We start from the raw sequence: 18,664 nt of genomic DNA, 5'->3' as shown, positions 1-18,664 counted from the left end.
AAGAAAGGGTGGACAACTCATGTCAGATACCATCAAAATTTCAGCTACCGTACGTAGCGACTTCGGCAAGGGCTACGCGCGCCGCATCCGCATGGCAGGCGACATCCCCGCCGTCATCTACGGCCACGGCGAAGAGCCCAAGCACGTAGTACTCCCCGGCCACGCAACCACCCTGGCTGCCCGCGTCCCCAACGCTATCCTCGACCTCGACATCGAAGGTGAATCACACCTCGCAATGATCAAGGACATCCAGCGTCACGCAATCCGCCCTGAACTGCAGCACATCGACCTGCTGACCGTTAAGCGCGGCGAGCGCGTTGAGATTGAGGTTCCTGTACACGTTGAAGGCGAGCCTGCTGTTGGCGCCGTTGCTAACCAGGAAGAAACCGTTCTTCTGGTTGAAGCTGACGCACTGAAGGCACCCGAAGCTTTGACCGTGAGCATCGAAGGCCGCGAAGCTGGCGCTCACGTTCTGGCATCAGACGTTGAACTGCCCTCAGGCGTAACCCTGGTTGCAGACGCTGAACTGCTGATCGTTAACGTTTCTGAGCCCGAGGAACTCGACGTTCCCGAGCCCGGTGAAGAAGGCGAAAACGCACCCGAGGGTGACATCGTTGAAGCTTCCGAGGAATCAGATCAGGCTGGCGAAGCTCACGACTCAGATAACTCAAAGCACTAGACCGCGCCCTGCGCCTAGCGCAACAATGATTTGTGGATGGCCCGCCGCTACCTCTCTTCTGAGGTGGTAGCGGGCCATACTCATAGAATGGTGTAGTCCATGAATTTTCTAAAAACCTTTTACAGCGCCGTGGAAAGGGCGAAGATATGTCTGATGCGTGGCTCATTGTTGGTCTGGGGAACCCGGGCCCGGAGTACGAGAAAACCCGCCATAACATCGGCCAGATGGTGGTTGATGAACTGGCGCGTGAAGTAGGCGGTGGCTTCAAGGAGCACGGACGCGCGCGCGCCCAGGTGCTGGAAGGACGTTTGGGTATAGGCGGACCCAAGGTAGTGCTGGCCAAGCCCCTGACCTATATGAACACCTCGGGCGGCCCGGTATCGGCTCTAGCCCAGTTCTACGATATTAACCCCGACCGTATCATCGCGGTGCACGATGAACTGGATATCCCCTTCGACACCATTAAGCTCAAGATCGGTGGGGGAGAAGGCGGCCATAACGGTCTGCGCGATATCACCAAGGCACTGGGCACCAAAGACTACTACCGTGTGCGCACCGGCATCGGTCGTCCTCCCGGACGCATGGACACCGCAGACTTCGTGCTCAAGCCCTTCAGTAGCACCGAAGCGAAGGACCTGCCCTTCCTCATCTCAAACGCAGCGGATGCAACCATGATGCTCGTGAAGGAAGGCCTGCTGGCAACCCAGCAGCGCTACCACGGAGCAGGCTCCTAGCCCTATGACCTGTGCCGGGTAAACACTGAGCTGGGGTAACGCATGATGCGGGCCGATACGTGAACTAGGCTCTACCTAACTATGCAAGAGCCCGGTGAGGGAATAAGCTAGAAAAGAATGACGTTATACGCTCCACGACGGGAAAATACCCGACCCGTGGAGCGTATGAGCGAGAGAAGAAGGTACCCGTGGCTGAATACTCCACCCCCGCCAACACCCCGCTGAGCGACGAGATCGTATGCCAGCTTCGCCAGGATTTCCCGATCCTCAACACTGAGGTCAACGGGCACCCCTTGGTCTACCTGGATTCGGGGGCAACCAGTCAGAAACCGCTTCAGGTGCTCGACGCTGAACGTAACTTCTACCTGCACGCTAACTCTGCTGTACACCGTGGCGCACACACCCTCGCGGTTGAGGCAACCGACCTGTTCGAGGATGCGCGCATCACCGTTGCGAACTTCGTTGGCGCCACTGATGAAGAGCTCGTGTGGACCTCTAATGCAACCGAGGCGCTGAACCTGGTCGCCTACTCCATTGGCAACGCCTCTCAGGGTATCGGCGGTCCGGCTGCTGAGCGTTTCGCGCTGGGCCCTGGCGACGAAATTGTCACCACCGAGATTGAGCACCACGCGAACCTCATTCCCTGGCAGATTCTTGCTCAGCGAACCGGCGCAACCCTGCGCCACATCCCCTCCACCGAGGACGGTCAGCTCGACTACGAGGCAGCCGAGAGCATCATCAACGAGAAGACCCGCATCGTGGCGTTCACCCACGTCTCGAACGTGACTGGCGCAATTACTGATGTGCCCCGCATGGTTGCTATGGCTCGTAAGCACGGCGCAATCGTTGTACTGGACGCCTGCCAGTCCGTGCCGCACATGCCCGTAGACTTCCACGCCCTGGACGTCGACTTTGCGGCGTTCTCCGGCCACAAGATGCTGGCACCCACCGGCATTGGCGCCCTCTACGGCCGCGCAGAGCTGCTGAACGCCCTGCCGCCCTTCCTGACCGGCGGCTCCATGATTACCCGTGTGGGTCTGCAGGACGCCGAGTACATGCCCGCCCCCATCAAGTTTGAGGCGGGCACCCAGCGCGTCTCGCAGGCGGTTGCTTTCGCTGCCGCTGTGCGCTACCTGCAGCACTTGGGCATGGAGAACGTTGAGGCGTGGGAACACGAACTGGGCGCTCGCCTCGTTGAGGGCGTTCAGAAGATTGAAGGCGTGCGACTGCTTGGCCCCACCGATCCCACCAAGCGTGCCGGCCTGGTCGCCCTCGCCATCGAGGGTGTACACCCGCACGATGTGGGTCAGCTACTCGACACTCAGGGCATCGCCGTGCGCGTGGGTCACCACTGCGCCCAGCCGCTACACCGCTGCGCCGGCGTGACTGCCTCGACCCGCGCCTCCACCTACATCTACAACACCACCGAAGATGTGGATGCTTTCCTGAAGGCACTCGCCGAAGTACGCCCCTACTTCGGCCTCTAAAGCAGATGCGTTAGACGCTAGCGCCCCAAATTTTTCAGACAGACCAACTGACGGAAGAAGAACACCGTGTCTCTTGAATCCCTGTACCAGGAAATTATTCTGGAGCATTCCAAGCAGCGTAGCGGCGAGCACCTCGTAGAGGTACCCGCCGGTCACGCAAGCGCCGATAACCACCAGTACAACCCCACCTGCGGTGACGAAATCAACCTGCGCGTGGTGCTCTCTGACGAGCTGAAGGATGGCGAGAAGACCATCGAGTCAATCTCTTGGGAAGGCGACGGTTGCTCCATTTCGATGGCTGCCGCTTCTGTGCTTTCTGAGATGGCTCCCGGTATGACTATCTCCGAGCTGCAGAGCCACGTGGATGCGTTCCGTGAGATGCTACGCTCGCGTGGCAAGGTGACTCTGGACGAAGAGGAGTACGGCGACATGGCGGCATTCTCTGGCGTTTCGAAGTTCATGGCGCGCGTGAAGTGCGCAATGCTCTCGTGGGTTGCTGTTGAAGAAGCTACCAAGGAAGCAGCAGCCAAGAACTAACTCTTCGCTGAGAATGTAGGCGGAAACGGCGGGGGAGTAGCTAGTATTTGAACGCCAATCGAAAATACCGAATGGCTACTCAACCTAAAATATTGCACGAGAACGTAAGCATGTGCGGTCAAAGCCTGCAGAAAATACTGGCTAAAACTCTTCGCTAAAATCTAGCGGTTAATTGTTTATCTATATAAGCTTTCTTTGATTTCAAGCGACGTATAGAAAATATGAGGCGGATACTACACTGTATCCGCCTCATATTTATATCTTTCCCTTTTTCCTCTAAAAAGGTGACTGGTAAAATAAAAGGACGAAGGGCGCCCAACCAGCACCCTCGAGAAACTCTTTTCGGACCCGCATACTCTGAGGCGACGGCGAGAAGAAATAGGGCAATAATAAGAAAATATTTTCTCAATATTGCACATTCTTCACTTATTCTTAGGCTCTCACCCCAGACTGCGGATATGTTTCTCACCCTCCGGTACCTCAACCACACCGGAATACCCATCGCCGCTACCAACCACAAGGAAGCCCCATGATTATTGGCTACGCCGCAGGCGCCTACGACCTTTTCCACTACGGCCACCTCGAGATTCTCCGCAAGGCCAAGGAAAACTGCGACTACCTCATTGCAGGCGTTGTGCACGATGACGTCCTGGAAGTGACCAAGGGCCGCCGTCCCGTCATCCCCATCGAAGAGCGTGCCGCTATCGTCAGCCACATCGACTACGTGGACGAAGTGCACGTCGAAACCACCCCCGACAAACTCGAAACCTGGAAGCAGAAGCCCTTCAACGTCTTCTTCAAGGGCGACGACTGGAAGGGCACAGACAAGGGCAACGCCCTCGAAGCACGCTTCGCAGAGGTCGGCGTGGAAGTACACTACTTCCCCTACACCGAACACACCTCCAGCACCAAGCTCCGCAAGGTCGTTGACCTGCTCGAAGCAGAGCACGACCTGCGCGTAGAGATGCGCCGCTTCGCCGAGCTGCTCGGCGAGCGCGAGTACTCCGAGGCGATTGTCGCTTCCTAACGCTGTCACATCCTAACGTGCATAAGTCCTTATTAGGGCGCTAGAGCTCGTAGAGACCCATAAAGAACAGAGGATCCCCGCCGTAATTACTTACGACGGGGATCCTCTGTATATTGGCGTATCTAGCCGTATATCAGCTACACCTCAAAGGCGAGCGTCTAATAAGCCTTAGCGCTGTGCCAGCCACTTCTCAGCGGAGGTGCCCAGAACCTTCAGCACACGGCCAACCTGCGGCTCAGCAGCGGCAGCAATCTTCTTGCCCACCAGCGGGATGGAGCAGGAAACCTCACCGTTGACGTCCAGGCGGGTCTTGTCACCCTCGGGAATCAGGTGCTGGGTAGCCTGAGCGGACACGGGAACGCCGTTAACCTTCACCTCGGTGGAGACGGTGCGTGCACCATCAGCTGCCGGTGCGCTCACGGTGTCCACCTGGGTCATGGAGACGCCGCTACCAACGAACTTACGAGCGATGTCCGGCACGCGATCAGCGGGCACGGTACGCTCGGTGGTTGCGGTGAACTCAGCGGAGGTGTCACCGGAAACGGAGAAGCTACCGAACTCGACGCCAACCTCGGAGCAGACGAAGCGTGCGAAGTCCTCGCTGGAGAACGCCTCGATAACCTGCTCAACGCTTGCGTTGATAACGGTCGATTCCTGAACTGCCATAATTGTTCCTTTCGTAGTGCGCGAAAACCCCGCGCATTATCCCTTACTAAGGATACGGTGCGCGGGGTTTCGCAACCAATGTAACGACGCGAATCCACCTGAGAATATGCCGTGAACAAGGGAAAACGTTCGCAGCCTCTCACAGGGTGGTTGGAGGATTCGCATGCCGGTCTAAAAATGTGGGAAGCATCCGGTAGGGCGCCTCCCACACCGCATCATGGGGATGCTGAGCTTAGAAAGATAAGAAAACCTTAGGCGCTGGGAGCCATCGCGTCGATGCGAGCCATCTCAGCCTTACCCGCACGGTGCGCGCGAGCAGCCTGCTTCAGACGACCCCAGAAGGAATCCTTGCGGTGGGTCTTGCCAGCGAGCAGATCCTGCAGTTCCTCGCCCAGCTGAGCTGCGGAAATCTCCGGAGTGGAGACGTACGGCTCAGCGGTACGGAACAGGGAGGGGTTCGCCAGAGCAAGATCGAGCTTAGCGAAGAGGTCTTCACGGCTCTCAACGACAACAGCGTGGCCGCGCTTCTCCATCAGAGTGGTGAAGGGGACCTGGTGGTTGTCAACAACCTCATCGAACTCTGCGCGGCGCGGAACAGCCAGGGGCAGAGCGCCGGTGCGGCGTGCATCCTGGATGGAACCGGGGCCGCCCTGAACCAGCACTACGCGTGCGGTTGCGTAGTAGTCCAGCAGTTCGGATGCGGGAAGAAGCTTAAGGTTGTCTGCGTGCTTAATAGGCGCAGTGTGGCCGTGCTGCACGAGGCAGGTGACCTCGGGGTGAGCCTCAAGGTAAGCCTCAACCCAGCGCAGAAGACGATCAAAAGTGTGAACGTCGGTGCCGAGGGACACCACCAAATCGTAAGTCTTGGTAGGAATACGAACGGGCGCGACGGCAGGGGTAAATACGGGCAGGTCGAACTTGGAAGTATCAACACTGACGTGGGGGAAGTTCTGAATAGACATCGCCTATTCCTCTCTATGTATTTATCGGTAGTAACCCCGTATACCTGACGCAAAAATCCGGAGGGCATCATGGGTATACGCGGCGGCGTCGTGCCGGAGAAAATGGTGAGTAATCTCCGCATACGCTTCTCTGGCGAGTGGTTAGTTCGCTTGGATGGTGAGTCCACAGTGGAGCGCACGACTTATGCGTATCTGTATGTTTAATAAATACTATACCCTGAAAATAACGCCCCCAGCACACGCGGGGACGCCATTTCCAGGATAAATTCATCACTCTTAGAAAATGGGATGAATCACACGAGAATCAGGGAAATTCTCCTGCTGCTCCTCACTCTGAACAATAATTCGATCAGCAAAGGTGTACAGCATCTTGCCGGTCATCGTCGGCAGAGTCGGGCGGTCAAAACACTCAATATAAAGAGTCTTTACGCCAAAAAGTTTAGCCGCAACAAAGAAAGGAACAGCAACACCCGCACCCGCAGAAACAACCGCATCCGGGCGTTCCTTCGGGAAAATACGAAATGCCAAGAACAAATTACGAATAGCGTTCTTAATATTTCGAGTGGTCGGGTAATACGCCCAATAGGTCTTCTCATCAGCAAGAGAAGATTCAACATCGGGCTGCTTAAAGCTAACCCACACACGGTCATAATCCTGCCACGCAGCAGAAGTAGCCGTCAGATGCTTCAAGTGTCCGCCACTGCTAGAAACCAGCAGAAGCTTCTTCTTCGGTGCCTGAGAGGAAGTTGCCTCAGTCATAGTGTTCTCCTAAAGCCCCAATACAAGAGAAAAATAAGAAGAGAAGATAAGGGTGAGCTGCCGGGTCCGGCAACACCTGTATCAACAGACCTGCCGCAACAGATCCGCCTCAACAGGCGTTACCTCACCCCACGCTCAAGGACGAAGGACTAACCCGCACAGAAGCGAGGCATCCATCAACAGAAACCCGATTACCCGCAATTACTCGCGGTCCAGGAAAACAGCCAGAGCGTTCACGCCCTCAAGCTGATCCAGCTGAGCGAAAAGCTCACGAACCTGCTGCAGAGAAGTAGCTGCAGCCACCGGAACCAGAGCCACGCCGCCAGCCTGAACGAAACGCAGCTGGGTCGATAGGGGAGTAGCGGTGCTCAGTCTAATCACCAGAGGAGTCTCGCTCTTCTCAACCAGCGACTCGGGAGTGTGGCGGGTCAGAGCGTCACGGACCGAAGCGTAATCGGTGAAACGTGCGTACTCGGTGGGCAGAACACGCTGCAGCATCTGGTACAGGTGCTCAACGCCGCGGTCAGTACCGGGCAGAATGACAATGCCGGAAGCGCCAGCGCTCTTCACATCGCCGTCGGGAGCACCCATGGTGCGCAGCAGCATGAACGCGTCATTCGCCTCCGAAGAGGAACCCAGCTCGTGAACCGGGATGCCAGCATCTTCCAGACGGTCAGCGTAACCAACGTGACGCATGGTGCGGTCACGACCGTAAGCCAGCACAGCACCAATCAGCAGACCGGCAACAGCACCAACAATAGCCATCTTCACCGGGCCAAGAGCCGAGGAAGAAGAAGGAACCTGAGCCTCGCTCATCACACGGCCACCGGTGGTGGAAGTCAGCTGAATCTGGGCGCGACGCTCCTGCAACTGAGAGAGCAGAGCCGCACGGTTGTTATCACCCTCGAGAGCAGAAATCTGCTCATCAATCTGGTGCAGAGCAGAATCAACGCTGCTCTTCAGAGACTCGGAACGAACCTGCAGGTATGCGTTCGCCATAGCGTTAGCATAACGTGCAGCCTCCGTGCCGTTGGGGCGGGTTACCTCAATATCCAGAACCGCAGTCTGAGAGGTGCCAGTCACCTTGACGGAGCTCATGAGGCGGCTGGTCAGCTGAGCCTCAGAGAGGGTATCGCCATTAGCAATCAGAGCCTTTGCCGCGTTCTGCGCAACCTCACGAGAGGAAGCAACGCGAGACTCGGTCGCAATATCCACCTTCGCGGAGTTAGCGCTACCGGTACCGGCGGGATCAACCACCAGCGGGTAAACAACCAGCGAAGCCTTAGAAGTGTACTTGCTATTGGTCATGTAGCCGTAGACGGCACCCGCCACAGCGAAAACCACGACTGACAGCAGAATTAGCAGAGGGTGTCGGAAAATGCGACGTACCTGGCTGCCAAGGGTAACCGAGGAGGAATGAGAGGTGTTATCCATGAGGACATCCTAGAGGAAGAGAAACGGACACTAAATATCGGAGAAAAACGTAGAAGAAGCGGAAGACTAAGACTTCGCACGGCGGGCGGAAAGGAAACGCTCAATACCGAGAGCCTTACGGAAGCGGTACAGCACCGCACCGTACACCGGCACCAGAAGCACCACGTACACGATGACGCCCAATACGCTCTGATCCAAGAAAGTCAAAGACACCAGAGCACACGCTGTCGGAACAGCCGCACCCAAGAAGAGCGAAGGAGCCATCTCACGGACCGAAGCACGAATACCCACCAAACGGAACACCTGGTAGCTCGCCAGGAAGGTGTCAATCAGCAGAGCAGAAGCCCACGCCGTCACCGCACCGTACAGGCCCCAGACCGGAACCAAGGTGAAGTTCAAAGTCACAGCCACCACCAGCGAGGAGAGCTTGTTCAACAGCTGCCAGCGACTCTTACCGCTCATCAGCAGAACAGACTGCACACCACCGGCACTCATCGACAGCATCGCCGCCGGGCAAATCACCCAGAGAATACCGGCGCCAGCCTCAAAACCCTTACCGAAGAAGCCCAGAAGAACCGGACCAAAGAACGCCAAGGAGAGGTAGAACGGCCAAGACAGAGCAGTCAACACGCGAGTAGTCGATAGGAAAATCTCTCGAGCACGATCGAGCTGACGAGTCGCCAACGCCGCACTAATCGACGGGCCGGTCACCACACGTCCGGTGTGCTCAATCATGGCACCCACACGAACACAACGGTTCACAGCACCATAGACACCACCTGCAGCAGCACCTAAGAACGCCGTCACCACCAGCACGTCAATCCACTCCAGAATCGTTTCCACAACGGTTGCGACACCGCGTGCAGAGCTGAAACCCCAGAACGAACGGAACGTCTCGGTCGGAGAATCCACAGAAGGAAGAACCTCCAGATGCTCCTCGGAAGGGAACGCCCGCTCCAAAAGCCACAGGGCAACCACCGCAGTAATCGCCACCGGGATGGTCCAGGCGTACACCAAATCCATGAGCTGACCCGAGAACAGAACAACCAAACCCACCGCCGCAAAACGCAGAGTGGGAAGCAGAACATTCTGCAGGAGCGTAAAGGTCACCACACGATGCAGGCCACGCAGAGCGCCGAAGAACACCGTCATCAGCGCCGCTATCAGCACGAAAGCCGAACTGACACGCATCGCCGCCTGATACTGGGGAGCCATCGGCACAATCTCGGTGTAGATGTACACACCCGCCACCAGAAGCACCGAAGTCACCAGCGAAGGAATCAGACCGTAACGGATCAGCTGCGGAAGCACACCGTAACGACCCAGCGCACGCTGAGCACTCATCGTACGAACCAAGCCCGTATCCGCGCCGAAAGTCACCAGCGAAATCGCAATCGCGAACAACGCCATCAGACGGAAAAACTCGCCCGAACCCTCAGCACCAATACCGTTCGACACCACCATCGTGGTCACGAACGCGATACCCGCGCCGTACATCACGCACAGAGAAGCAAGAGAGCCGCTCTTTGCCAGGCTGGGCTGCTTAGCCTTTCCGGGAGCTTTCTTAACCGGCACGCTCTTCGCGGATGCGCTATCTGCCTGAGCACCTGACGCGGAAGGCTTAGCCTTCTCATTCGGAGTCTTTTCTTCCTGCGCCTTTTCTACAGACTCAGCAGTAGCCGAGGCAACCCGCCGGGAACCGGACAGATGAGCACCCACTACAGCGGTAGCGTTTGCCGCTGAGGAACCAGCAGTCGAAGTACCTGACTCCGAAGAACCCGCCTCCAAAGAATCGGGCAGTAACTCTTCGGAAGCAAAGCCTCGAGCCGGAGGCACAATCGACAGCGCCGTGGTCGCAGGAAAACGACCGGAACGGATATCGTCCACCGTCGGAGCAAACTCATCGGTAGAAGACTCTGCCTGCGAGTCAGCCTGCTCCACTACAGGATCCACGTACTCGCCGCTCTCACGCAGGCGTGCACGGCGGCTAGGGTGACCGCCCGTCGAGTAGGCATCATCGAAAGCTGAAACCGCAGTGGTCTCTAAACCACGAGGGGACTGATTCTTCGTCATAGCCCCTCACCATCCCGAATGGAACGAATACACGCCATCGACGCGAGCATCAGAATGGTCATCTGAGCAATATCGAAGCTGTAGAAAATAAAGACGACGCAGCACGCGACCGGCACGCTATGCAGCCAGTACCCGGAGGTGGTCTTCACTCGTGCGCCGCCTGCTACAGTGCACACCTTGAAGAGCGCGAACAGCGCCAGACCCACGAAGCCGAAGCAGAACATCAGAGTCCACAGGTACCCCTGGGTACCCATTGACACGCCAATGCTCGGTTCCATACGCGGAGTGCCGTAACCAATAATCGGGGACTCCAAGGTCGCCTTCCAGGTGGCGCGGTAGAGCGCCGCACGGCCACCGGTGGAGTCAGAGTAGTCCTGACGACCCAGAATGTTATCCACGGTGCCCGACGCAAAGAGCGCCACAACCACAGCCGTAATCGCCGCAACACCCGTACCCACAGCACGCCAATTAGCCGCAAGGAACTGACGCAACAGTACGTACGTTGCGCTGATACCTAGACCAATGAACATGCCGCGGTTACTGGTCGCAATCGCAGGCACAGTAGAAAGCGCCATACCAATCAGCAACGCAATACGCAGCCAGATGGAATGCAGGCGAAGCAAGCACGCCAGCATCACCGGGGTGAGCAGAGTGTACGCCAGACCCCAACTATTCGCGTAGGGGAACGGCGCGGAGGGGCGAATATACGCCTCGGGAGCACCCCAAGGACGCTGAACCTCAGCCAGGGGAGGAAGCATGTAGTCGCGCACCAGCGGGTTCTGCATAAAACCAGAAGGCATGATGAAGCTCATCGGAGTACGCAGGCGGAACTCGGGGAAGAGAACACCACCGTACCCCAGAACAATCAGGGTCACCCACAGAGTCGCCAGACCGCCCAGCAGCCTATTGATGCTAATAGAGGCTCGCGCGTTGTAGTAGTACAGGGCGTAAATGCCGGCACTGAGAATATTTACAAAGCGTAGACCCCAACCAATAATGTCGGTCGAACGGGTCAGCGCAAGCGCCGCAACAACAACCCACACGCAGAATGCGCCCCACACCCACAGAGAACCGGGCACGCGCACATTACCTCGAATAATGAGGTAAAAAAGCATAATCGCTGCCAGTACCAGCGGTGCAATCTGAAGCACGCCCAAAGCCCACAGCGCCGGGAAGCCGTACAGCAACGCCAGCAGAGGCCAAGCGGGGAGCTTCTTCTGCGCCGTAGATACCGGACGGTTGCGCGCGCGGGCACGCAGAATACTGCTGGGCGGAGTACTATCCAATCCAGCAGAATCCTTCAGCGCCACAGGCGAAGTGCCCGGAGGGGAAAGAACGGAAGAGGAAACCATGTCTGTGCGATACCTGGTTAGAGACCTCGACCGGTCTTCTGGACGAGATCAAGAAGAGTAGCGGGCTTAATAACGCCGGTGGACACCACATACGCCGCCCACGCACGAAGCTGCTTGGGGTCGCGGCGCAGAGCGGCGCGAGCGTACGCGCGCGCCTCCTTGTTGTTGCCCAGAGAAGCCTGAGCGTAGGCAATCTGACCGGCAATACGTGCCAGGCCCTTGGGATCCTGCTCGAATTCAGGGAACTTACGCAGAATGTAGCTCAGACCGTCAACCATGGACTGCCACTTGCCGGAGAAGAAAGAGGGACGGTCCCAGAGCACCAGAATCAGCGGCTCGGGCACGCTCAGCACATCGCCGTGTCGGGTTGCGCGCAGCAGCAGGTCGTAGTCTTCACCGTAGGCGGCGGGCAGCTCCTCATCGACCAGGCCGATGCAGGCGGGCTTACCGTCAACGCCGAGCAGATCCTCGCGGGAGTACAGCATGGCGGAGGGGTGAATTTCGGTAATGCGCGAACGCAGGAAGTCTGCGAAGGTTGCGCGCTCGGGCGCCAGGCGCACGATATCCTGACCGCCGGAGCGGACGGTAATACCCGAAGAGATAGCGGCTGCTTCGGGGTTTTCGCGCCAGAGAGCGACCTGCTGGGTGAGCTTGGAAGGCATCCAGTAGTCGTCATCATCGCAGAAGCCAATCATCTCGCCGCTGGAGGCGATGATGCCGCTGTTGCGGCCGCCAGCCAGACCGCCGGAGCGGGTGTTGGAGACAATCTTCAGGGCACGGTTTTCGCCGACCTCAATGTCCTCGAGGCGGTCGGGCTCAACGCGGTCAAAGACAACAACAACTTCAACGAAACCGCGGTAGCTCTGCTCAAGGATGGAGCGGACAGCCACGCGCAGCAGTTCGGGGCGCTTGCCGTTGGTTGCGATAACGGCGGAAACAGCAGGGGTGCGAGAGGTGAAGTGCATCATTGGGATTCTCCTTACTCAGCGGAGGTCGCGAGGCTAACGTACTTGCGACGCATGGACAGCAGGACGGTTGCGGCATTAGCCAGAAGAAGCAGTGCGTAGACGATGACGAATACGGGGCCGAAGCCAACGAAAATGTAAATCCAGCAGAGGGTGCCAGCGTCCATGTGCAGGTTGATGAAGGAGCGCAGGGGACCACCGGTCGGCGGTGCCGCGGTCTTGCGGTTGTTGCGCAGCTGCTCAGCCAGAATCTGGCTCATGAAGTGACCTGCGGTCAGCGCGGTGAAAATCATCGGCATCGCAATGATCCAGCCGTTGAATGCGCTGGAGCCGGTAAAGGAGTAGTGCGCCGGGTACAGCAGGAAGGAGAGCAGGGTTGCCATGTGCACGGAAGGCACGCGGATGGAGTCGACCACGTGGTCGAGCCACTCACCGGCGGGGGAGGACGCGCCGGTCACGCGAGCAACCTGGCCGTCAGCGGAGTCCAGACCGTAACCGAGCGCGAAAAGCAGGGCAACGCAGATACCTACACCAACGCTGGGCGGGCAGGTAATCAGAACGATGATGCCTGCCGCGGAACATGCAGCGGAAATTGCGGTGACGCCGTTGGGGGTGATGCCCAGCGCAACAGCTGCCGCAGCGAAGTAGCGTGCTACTCGGCGGTTGACCCAGCGGGTGTAGGCGGGAACGCCAATGCCGGGCTTCTGCGCTGCTTCAAGAGAGCGCAGGGTGTGAGAAAACTTCGCAGAAAATCCCGATGCGGGCGCGGAGTTCGGGGCGTGAGGTGCCTCAGAGGTGGACATGCACATTCCTTTTTAATCGGTGAGAGGAGTGAAGGAGAGTGAATTACTCCCTTTCGGGGTGGTTGCGAGAAAGTCCGGAAGTCTCGCACGCGAAAAAAGAGGTGGTTGGTCCCTTTTTTCACGTACACCACTATATAGATATTTTACAACGAGATGAAGTGCAACAGGGGGCGTGTGGTCAGGGTCAACAATTGTGTCGTAAAAACCCTCTGACAATGCGCTTTGGTGCAGATTTGCGGGATCCTTCGGGTAGGCTTGGTGTGCTGTTAGAGGGGGTTATCGGCGCTTTGTTCTCGTGAATTGTGGATTTAGAAAACATTTCTGAACATTGTGCAGAGAGGCACATGACAGAAGCACAAATAATGGGAATAAATGATGCAAAAAACACGGAAAAGTGGGGAATATACGCAAATGGGGTTTGATTTCCTGAATCATTCAGAAAATCAAACCCCATTTAGCTGAGATTATCTAGAAGGTATTAGTTCCTTCGAGACTGCATCGGAACGCGGGTTCCGACTCCGTTATTGACGATGCGTCGCTCGCCCTGGCCGGCTGCCGCGTTGTTCGCGTTGTCGACCACGGGCTGCTCAGCCTCGTGTGCGGCGGGAGCATCCGCCTCCTTGTCGCCTTCCTTCTCGGCGGGCTGCTCAGCAACCGGTGCCTTGGAGGTAGCCTGCAAATCGAAGCTCACATTCGGGCGAACGTTACGTCGGCTAATGCCCGGGTGAACCTCAACAGCGATGAGGTTCTCACCAGCCTTCAGCTGAGAAGCCGGAACGGTGAAGGTCACCGGAGTCTTCTGAGCCGTAGCGGTATCAATCGAGCTCGATGCAATCGCGCTATTCCACAGCTTTCCACGAGTGTCAAAGTTGGAACGACCAACCTCTTCACCGTTGACACCCACCGCAATAGCGTCATCCGCGTAAGTGGTCAGCACGAGATCACGGCTGGCCTGCTCACGAGTGAGCTGGATGGTGGTGTAGGCGTAGATATTGTGGCGGGAACGCACGAGCGGAACCTTAACGGAGGGGTTGAGGTTACCAGTACCGACCCCAATCGGGGTCTTGCCGGTCTGCCATGCTTCCTGCGCAATATCTTCCAGGCTGAAGTGGAAGTTGTACTTCCAACCGTACTTACGGTTGGGAGCCTGGGTAGAGACCATGTACTTCCAATCCGAGGCGTAGGGCAGAACAATCTGGTCCTTAGCGGCTTCTTCCTTCGGATTCTCAGGCTTGGGATCGGCGGGCTTAGGCTCCTCAACCTTCGGGTCCGGATCCTGGACCTTCGGTGCCTCAGTAGTCGCTTCTGCACTCGGGGTAGCGCTTGCCGAAGCACTGGGGTCAGCGCTCGCGGTCGGGTCAGCAGCTGCAGTCGGATCCACACTTGCCGTCGGGTCAGCGGTAGGAGTCTCGGTTGCGGTCTCCGTGGGGGTAGGAGTCGGGCGAACCGGAGCTACCTGAACCGGAGTGGATGCAGAGTAGTTATCCGAGCTGTCCACTGCACGCACAAAGTAACGTGCGTTATCGGTGTGGTCAATCTCGAACTTCGTACCCGAAGTGCTAGCGATAACTCGGTCGTCACGCAGAATCTGGTAGCGGACACTACCGGTATCCTGCACGGCATCCCAGGTCAGAACGTCCTTATCGTCCTTCAGCTCAACCTTCAGGTTCTGCGGGGTAGGCGGAGGAGCCACATCGCGAGCCTCAAAGCGCGCAAAACCGACGGTATCCTGAGTACCGTGAACACCCAGCGAACGGTGAATATCGCCGCCAACCCACAGGGTGCCCTTCGAATCCACGAAAGACTCCCAGATACCGAATCCGTGGTCACCCTTAATAGCAGGGGAGAACTCCGGCAGCATCTTACCGCTGTCCTTATCGAAAGCAGCAACCAGCTTGACCGAGTGAATCACGCTCGAACCGCCCACGGGGGTCCGCTTGTTACGCGAATCCTGGTAGAGGAAGTCGCCGCAGTGGCAGGCGCCGTAGATGGTGTTACCGTGCAGGTGCAGATCCTGGAAGTCTCCACCATCGCGGGTAATCGCGGTGTAGGTGGGGGTCAAGGACGCCTTATCGTAACGAGAGATGAGGTGCTCGGTACCGCCCACCCAGACGCCGGTACCGGCATCCTGGACGTCGAACTGGAAACCCCAAATTTTGGTTTCATTACGCAGGTCAGAGACATTAGCGCCGGCAGGAATCTCAGAATGCTGGTACGCCCACGGGCTGCCCTTCTGCATATGCTGAGTAATATCAGCCACGCGGTAGGCAAGGCCGCCGTTGAGCCAGGTGAAGTAACCGGCTACGTAAACATGAGAGTTATCAGCGGAGGCGCTAATACCGTTGACAGTACCGTTGAACACCTGGCGCCAGTTACGGTCTATACTCACAATACCGGGCACACCGTTAGAAGGCTCGCCCAACTTAAAACGGGCAATATTGCGCGAATACGCCTCACCCGCCTTTTCACTTTCATAAATGTGGGTAAAGGTGCCGCCAATATACACGTAGTCACCCTGACGGTGAATGGTCTTCACCGTCATGACCTCGGTACGAATGCGATCTTCGACTTTAACCTGGGCCCATTCAGGGGCAACTTCACCGGTCGTAGCGTCAACAACGACGAAGCTCTCATGCTTCTTACCGTTAACCAGGGTAAAGGTGCCGCCAACCGCCAGACGATTATTCGGCAGAGCCTCAACAGCCTTCACCTGACCATTAACAGTCAGCTTGAAGTCGCGGCGCAACTCGCCGGTTTCCGGGTCAAAAGCAGCAATATTAGATTGCGCAACATGCTCACCGGTAGAGGACTCAAGGTACTCGAAGTCGCCGCCAATAAACACGCTGGAGGTGCCGTTGCCGTGATCGACCTCGGTGATGGCCTCAACATAGGTGTTCATCTCGCCGGTTTTACCGGAGGCGGTCTTAGCACTGGTGCGCCAGCGCCAATCCGCCGAACGGCTACTGGGCAGGGCACGACGAGCGCTCGCCTGAGTACCGGAATCCGGGATAGCGCCCAGATGCAAATCGTTCTGGGTCAGCTTCGGGCGCAGGAACATCTGGGTGTAACCGAAAGAGGTTTCACCTTTGCTTTCCTTGCCGTAGATGTAGGAGTTCTGCGCGTCGGTCATCGCCGGCTCAGAGCCATCCTGCGAAATGGGAGCGTTCGCACCGTAACGGAAGCCCATACGGTAATCCTGCGAGGCCATTTCCTCAAAGAGCATCGTCCTGAAGCCGTAGTTCTGGCCGCCCAGCATATGGTCCTGCCACTCGCCGTTAAGCCAGTCCCTGCGGCCATTCTCGTCGTAGGAAGAGAACTCGCTAGGGTTCGTGACGACCGCGTTAGACCAGACAGCGTTCGAACGCAGAGCCCAGGTCCACTCGGAGGTCTGACGGCGCTCCACCGTCGCCTCCTGCCACTTAGTGCCAGAAGTGTTTACAGCGCGACGGAAACGGTAACCATCGGACAGCTGATCGGGGCGGGTGCCGTTGAGCAGCTGAGAAATAGTGGTACCCGAAAGCTGAATCGGGGTCTTTGCGGCGGGCAGGGAGCTCAGAGGCTTGCCCTGCTCGAGAGTCAAACCGGACGATGCGGGGGCGGCATCACTGTAGAGCTGGGAGGTGTCGCCCTGACCTTCGTAGTTTTCGGTCCAGCCATCGCGGCCCTCACCAATCTTGACCCAACCGCCACCATCAGTTTCCTGATCGCAGTAGAACTGGGTAGGCTGGCTCATCGCGGGAGTGTACAGCCAGTAGGCGCCGCTCTTTGCCTCGGGGTTAGCCTGCTTGGCTTCCCAACAGCTGGCGGCAGCACGCTCGGAGGTCGTGCCATTGTAGAAAGCAGAGTCCCTTTTTTCCGCAGTCTGTTCGACAGCGGTACTCGGCGTAATAGCGGGGATAGCTACGGGCAAAGCCAAAGCCGTAGCAATGCTCAAGCAAAGAGTTGAGCGGGTTATAGCAGAACGTGAAAAGCCGGAGCCCGTCATGCCAAGGTGGGCTTTCATAATATCTCCAAATGAATGCCAAGAAATGTTATCGAGTGCGCATCAACATTAATGCGCTATGGATGATAATGCGCGGGTTCCAGCGAATCATAACTGGAAACCGGCATCTTTAATTAGACCCTAGCAATCAGGATTGTTCGGGAAATCATGGGTCGCAATCTTCCACTGACCATCGACCTGAACGAGGGTGTAAATATTGAGTGAACGCTTAGGAGAATTGTCATCCTTAACGGGCTGATTATTCTCGTCATAGATCTTCACCGAGGAAGAATCCATGCATACTTCCAGCATGCGCGCGGGCTGACCCTTGTACTGAGTTTCAGTCATACGGGGAGTGCCCACCACAGTGGAAGAACCTTCGTAGTGCCAGCCAGCCAGTGCGTATTCGGAAGCCTGCACGGCAAACTCAGCGGCAGCGGAATCCACAGCTACCGCCTCGATGGAGCGAATCGTCTCATCATCGAGAACAGCACGCGCCTGCTCAACGTTCTGCTGCTCGGCCTCTTCATCGCTACTCGGATCAGCGGTACGCTCGGGAGAAGGAGCTGCGGAAGGAGCCGCCTTGACCTTGGTCAGAATGGTCTCAAAAGAGTTAACCAGTTCGGTAGTCTTCTTAACTTCTTCAGCGTCAACGGGCACGGAAGAAGCGTTCTTCATTTCCTCAGCGCCAGTGTAAATCTCTTCAAGCTTCTGACCGTCAGAAGAAGTAGCCTCAGCATTTGCCTTGGGAGATGCCTCACCCGAAGCCTCAGCGGATGCAGAAGCGGTGCCCTGCTCAGAAACCTTAGGGGAAGCGCTCGAAGACTGAGCGGAAGAAGCGTGTGCAGAAGCGGAAACACTTGCGGAAGCAGAAGCGGAAGAAGAGCTATCGGAGCTCGGGTTTTCAGTAGCGCAACCGCTCAGAACCAGGGCGGATACCGCAACGGTGCCCAGGGTGCCCAGAAGCCGGGACCGGGAGGACTGCTTGAAGAATGATGACATAGGAAGCCTCTTTAGTGGTTGGAGTGAGAATGACTATATTCCGGAAGATAATACCTCGCACAATGGCAAAGCACCTAAAGGCTAACACGCAAAGCTGGGAAAACACTTAGACCCGCAAAAATAACGTTTTTATAAATGATGAGAATAAGCCCTAAATAATGCTCTATTTTTGCCCGAATGGAAGATAAATATATATCTCTGA

At 57.1% G+C, this 18,664-nt stretch carries 15 protein-coding genes; 5 read left to right on the top strand and 10 right to left on the bottom strand.

The window, feature by feature from the left end; translation table 11 throughout:
- Positions 1–19 precede the first annotated feature (19 nt).
- From HMPREF2845_RS05905 to HMPREF2845_RS05885, 5 genes are all read left to right on the top strand, one after another.
- Positions 20–679: a 50S ribosomal protein L25/general stress protein Ctc gene (locus HMPREF2845_RS05905; protein ID WP_012904012.1), complete on the top strand. Its 660-nt coding sequence runs from the start codon at positions 20–22 to the stop codon at positions 677–679.
- A gap of 146 nt (positions 680–825) precedes the next feature.
- Positions 826–1,413, top strand: a complete 588-nt coding sequence (gene pth / locus HMPREF2845_RS05900; protein ID WP_070634154.1) for an aminoacyl-tRNA hydrolase — start codon at positions 826–828, stop codon at positions 1,411–1,413.
- Between the two features lie 188 nt (positions 1,414–1,601).
- Positions 1,602–2,900: an aminotransferase class V-fold PLP-dependent enzyme gene (locus tag HMPREF2845_RS05895; protein WP_070634153.1), complete on the top strand. Its 1,299-nt coding sequence runs from the start codon at positions 1,602–1,604 to the stop codon at positions 2,898–2,900.
- Positions 2,901–2,966: 66 nt separating this feature from the next.
- Complete coding sequence (gene sufU, locus HMPREF2845_RS05890) at positions 2,967–3,437, top strand: Fe-S cluster assembly sulfur transfer protein SufU (protein ID WP_049355035.1); 471 nt, start codon at positions 2,967–2,969, stop codon at positions 3,435–3,437.
- A 529-nt stretch (positions 3,438–3,966) separates the two neighbouring features.
- The gene (locus HMPREF2845_RS05885; protein WP_005508886.1) at positions 3,967–4,464 is read left to right on the top strand and encodes an FAD synthase family protein; all 498 of its coding nucleotides are present in this window, start codon (positions 3,967–3,969) and stop codon (positions 4,462–4,464) included.
- 168 nt (positions 4,465–4,632) lie between these two features.
- Here the strand turns inward: HMPREF2845_RS05885 and HMPREF2845_RS05880 are convergent, their stop codons facing one another.
- From HMPREF2845_RS05880 to HMPREF2845_RS05835, 10 genes are all read right to left on the bottom strand, one after another.
- Positions 4,633–5,130, bottom strand: coding sequence for a DUF2505 domain-containing protein (locus HMPREF2845_RS05880; protein WP_070634152.1), 498 nt, complete (start codon positions 5,128–5,130; stop codon positions 4,633–4,635).
- Positions 5,131–5,381: 251 nt separating this feature from the next.
- Positions 5,382–6,092 carry a glycosyltransferase gene (locus HMPREF2845_RS05875; protein WP_070634151.1) on the bottom strand — a complete coding sequence of 237 codons (711 nt, stop codon included), beginning with the start codon at positions 6,090–6,092 and terminating at the stop codon, positions 5,382–5,384.
- Positions 6,093–6,368: 276 nt separating this feature from the next.
- Positions 6,369–6,851: a PssD/Cps14F family polysaccharide biosynthesis glycosyltransferase gene (pssD, locus tag HMPREF2845_RS05870; RefSeq protein WP_049327955.1), complete on the bottom strand. Its 483-nt coding sequence runs from the start codon at positions 6,849–6,851 to the stop codon at positions 6,369–6,371.
- A gap of 201 nt (positions 6,852–7,052) precedes the next feature.
- Positions 7,053–8,285 (bottom strand): Wzz/FepE/Etk N-terminal domain-containing protein, encoded by a 1,233-nt coding sequence (locus tag HMPREF2845_RS05865; protein ID WP_070634150.1) that lies wholly within the window; start codon positions 8,283–8,285, stop codon positions 7,053–7,055.
- A 66-nt stretch (positions 8,286–8,351) separates the two neighbouring features.
- Positions 8,352–10,358 carry a lipopolysaccharide biosynthesis protein gene (locus HMPREF2845_RS05860; RefSeq protein ID WP_070634149.1) on the bottom strand — a complete coding sequence of 669 codons (2,007 nt, stop codon included), beginning with the start codon at positions 10,356–10,358 and terminating at the stop codon, positions 8,352–8,354.
- A complete protein-coding gene (locus tag HMPREF2845_RS05855) occupies positions 10,355–11,710 on the bottom strand; it encodes an O-antigen ligase family protein (RefSeq protein WP_070634148.1) in 1,356 nt (451 codons plus the stop codon). Before HMPREF2845_RS05855 ends, HMPREF2845_RS05860 begins: the two co-directional genes overlap by 4 nt.
- A 17-nt stretch (positions 11,711–11,727) precedes the next feature.
- Positions 11,728–12,678, bottom strand: a complete 951-nt coding sequence (locus HMPREF2845_RS05850) for a glycosyltransferase family 2 protein (protein ID WP_070634147.1) — start codon at positions 12,676–12,678, stop codon at positions 11,728–11,730.
- 11 nt (positions 12,679–12,689) lie between these two features.
- Positions 12,690–13,478 (bottom strand): CDP-alcohol phosphatidyltransferase family protein, encoded by a 789-nt coding sequence (locus HMPREF2845_RS05845; protein ID WP_070634146.1) that lies wholly within the window; start codon positions 13,476–13,478, stop codon positions 12,690–12,692.
- 478 nt (positions 13,479–13,956) lie between these two features.
- Positions 13,957–17,412 carry a fibrinogen-like YCDxxxxGGGW domain-containing protein gene (locus HMPREF2845_RS05840; protein ID WP_246824608.1) on the bottom strand — a complete coding sequence of 1,152 codons (3,456 nt, stop codon included), beginning with the start codon at positions 17,410–17,412 and terminating at the stop codon, positions 13,957–13,959.
- A 189-nt stretch (positions 17,413–17,601) separates the two neighbouring features.
- Positions 17,602–18,462, bottom strand: a complete 861-nt coding sequence (locus tag HMPREF2845_RS05835) for a hypothetical protein (RefSeq protein ID WP_070634144.1) — start codon at positions 18,460–18,462, stop codon at positions 17,602–17,604.
- Positions 18,463–18,664: the final 202 nt, after the last annotated feature.

This window comes from Rothia sp. HMSC065B04, assembly GCF_001812285.1.
GTDB classification, from domain to species: Bacteria; Actinomycetota; Actinomycetes; order Actinomycetales; family Micrococcaceae; genus Rothia; species Rothia mucilaginosa.
Note: the sequence above shows the minus strand (reverse complement) of the source record. Positions and strands in the feature narration are given on the sequence as shown.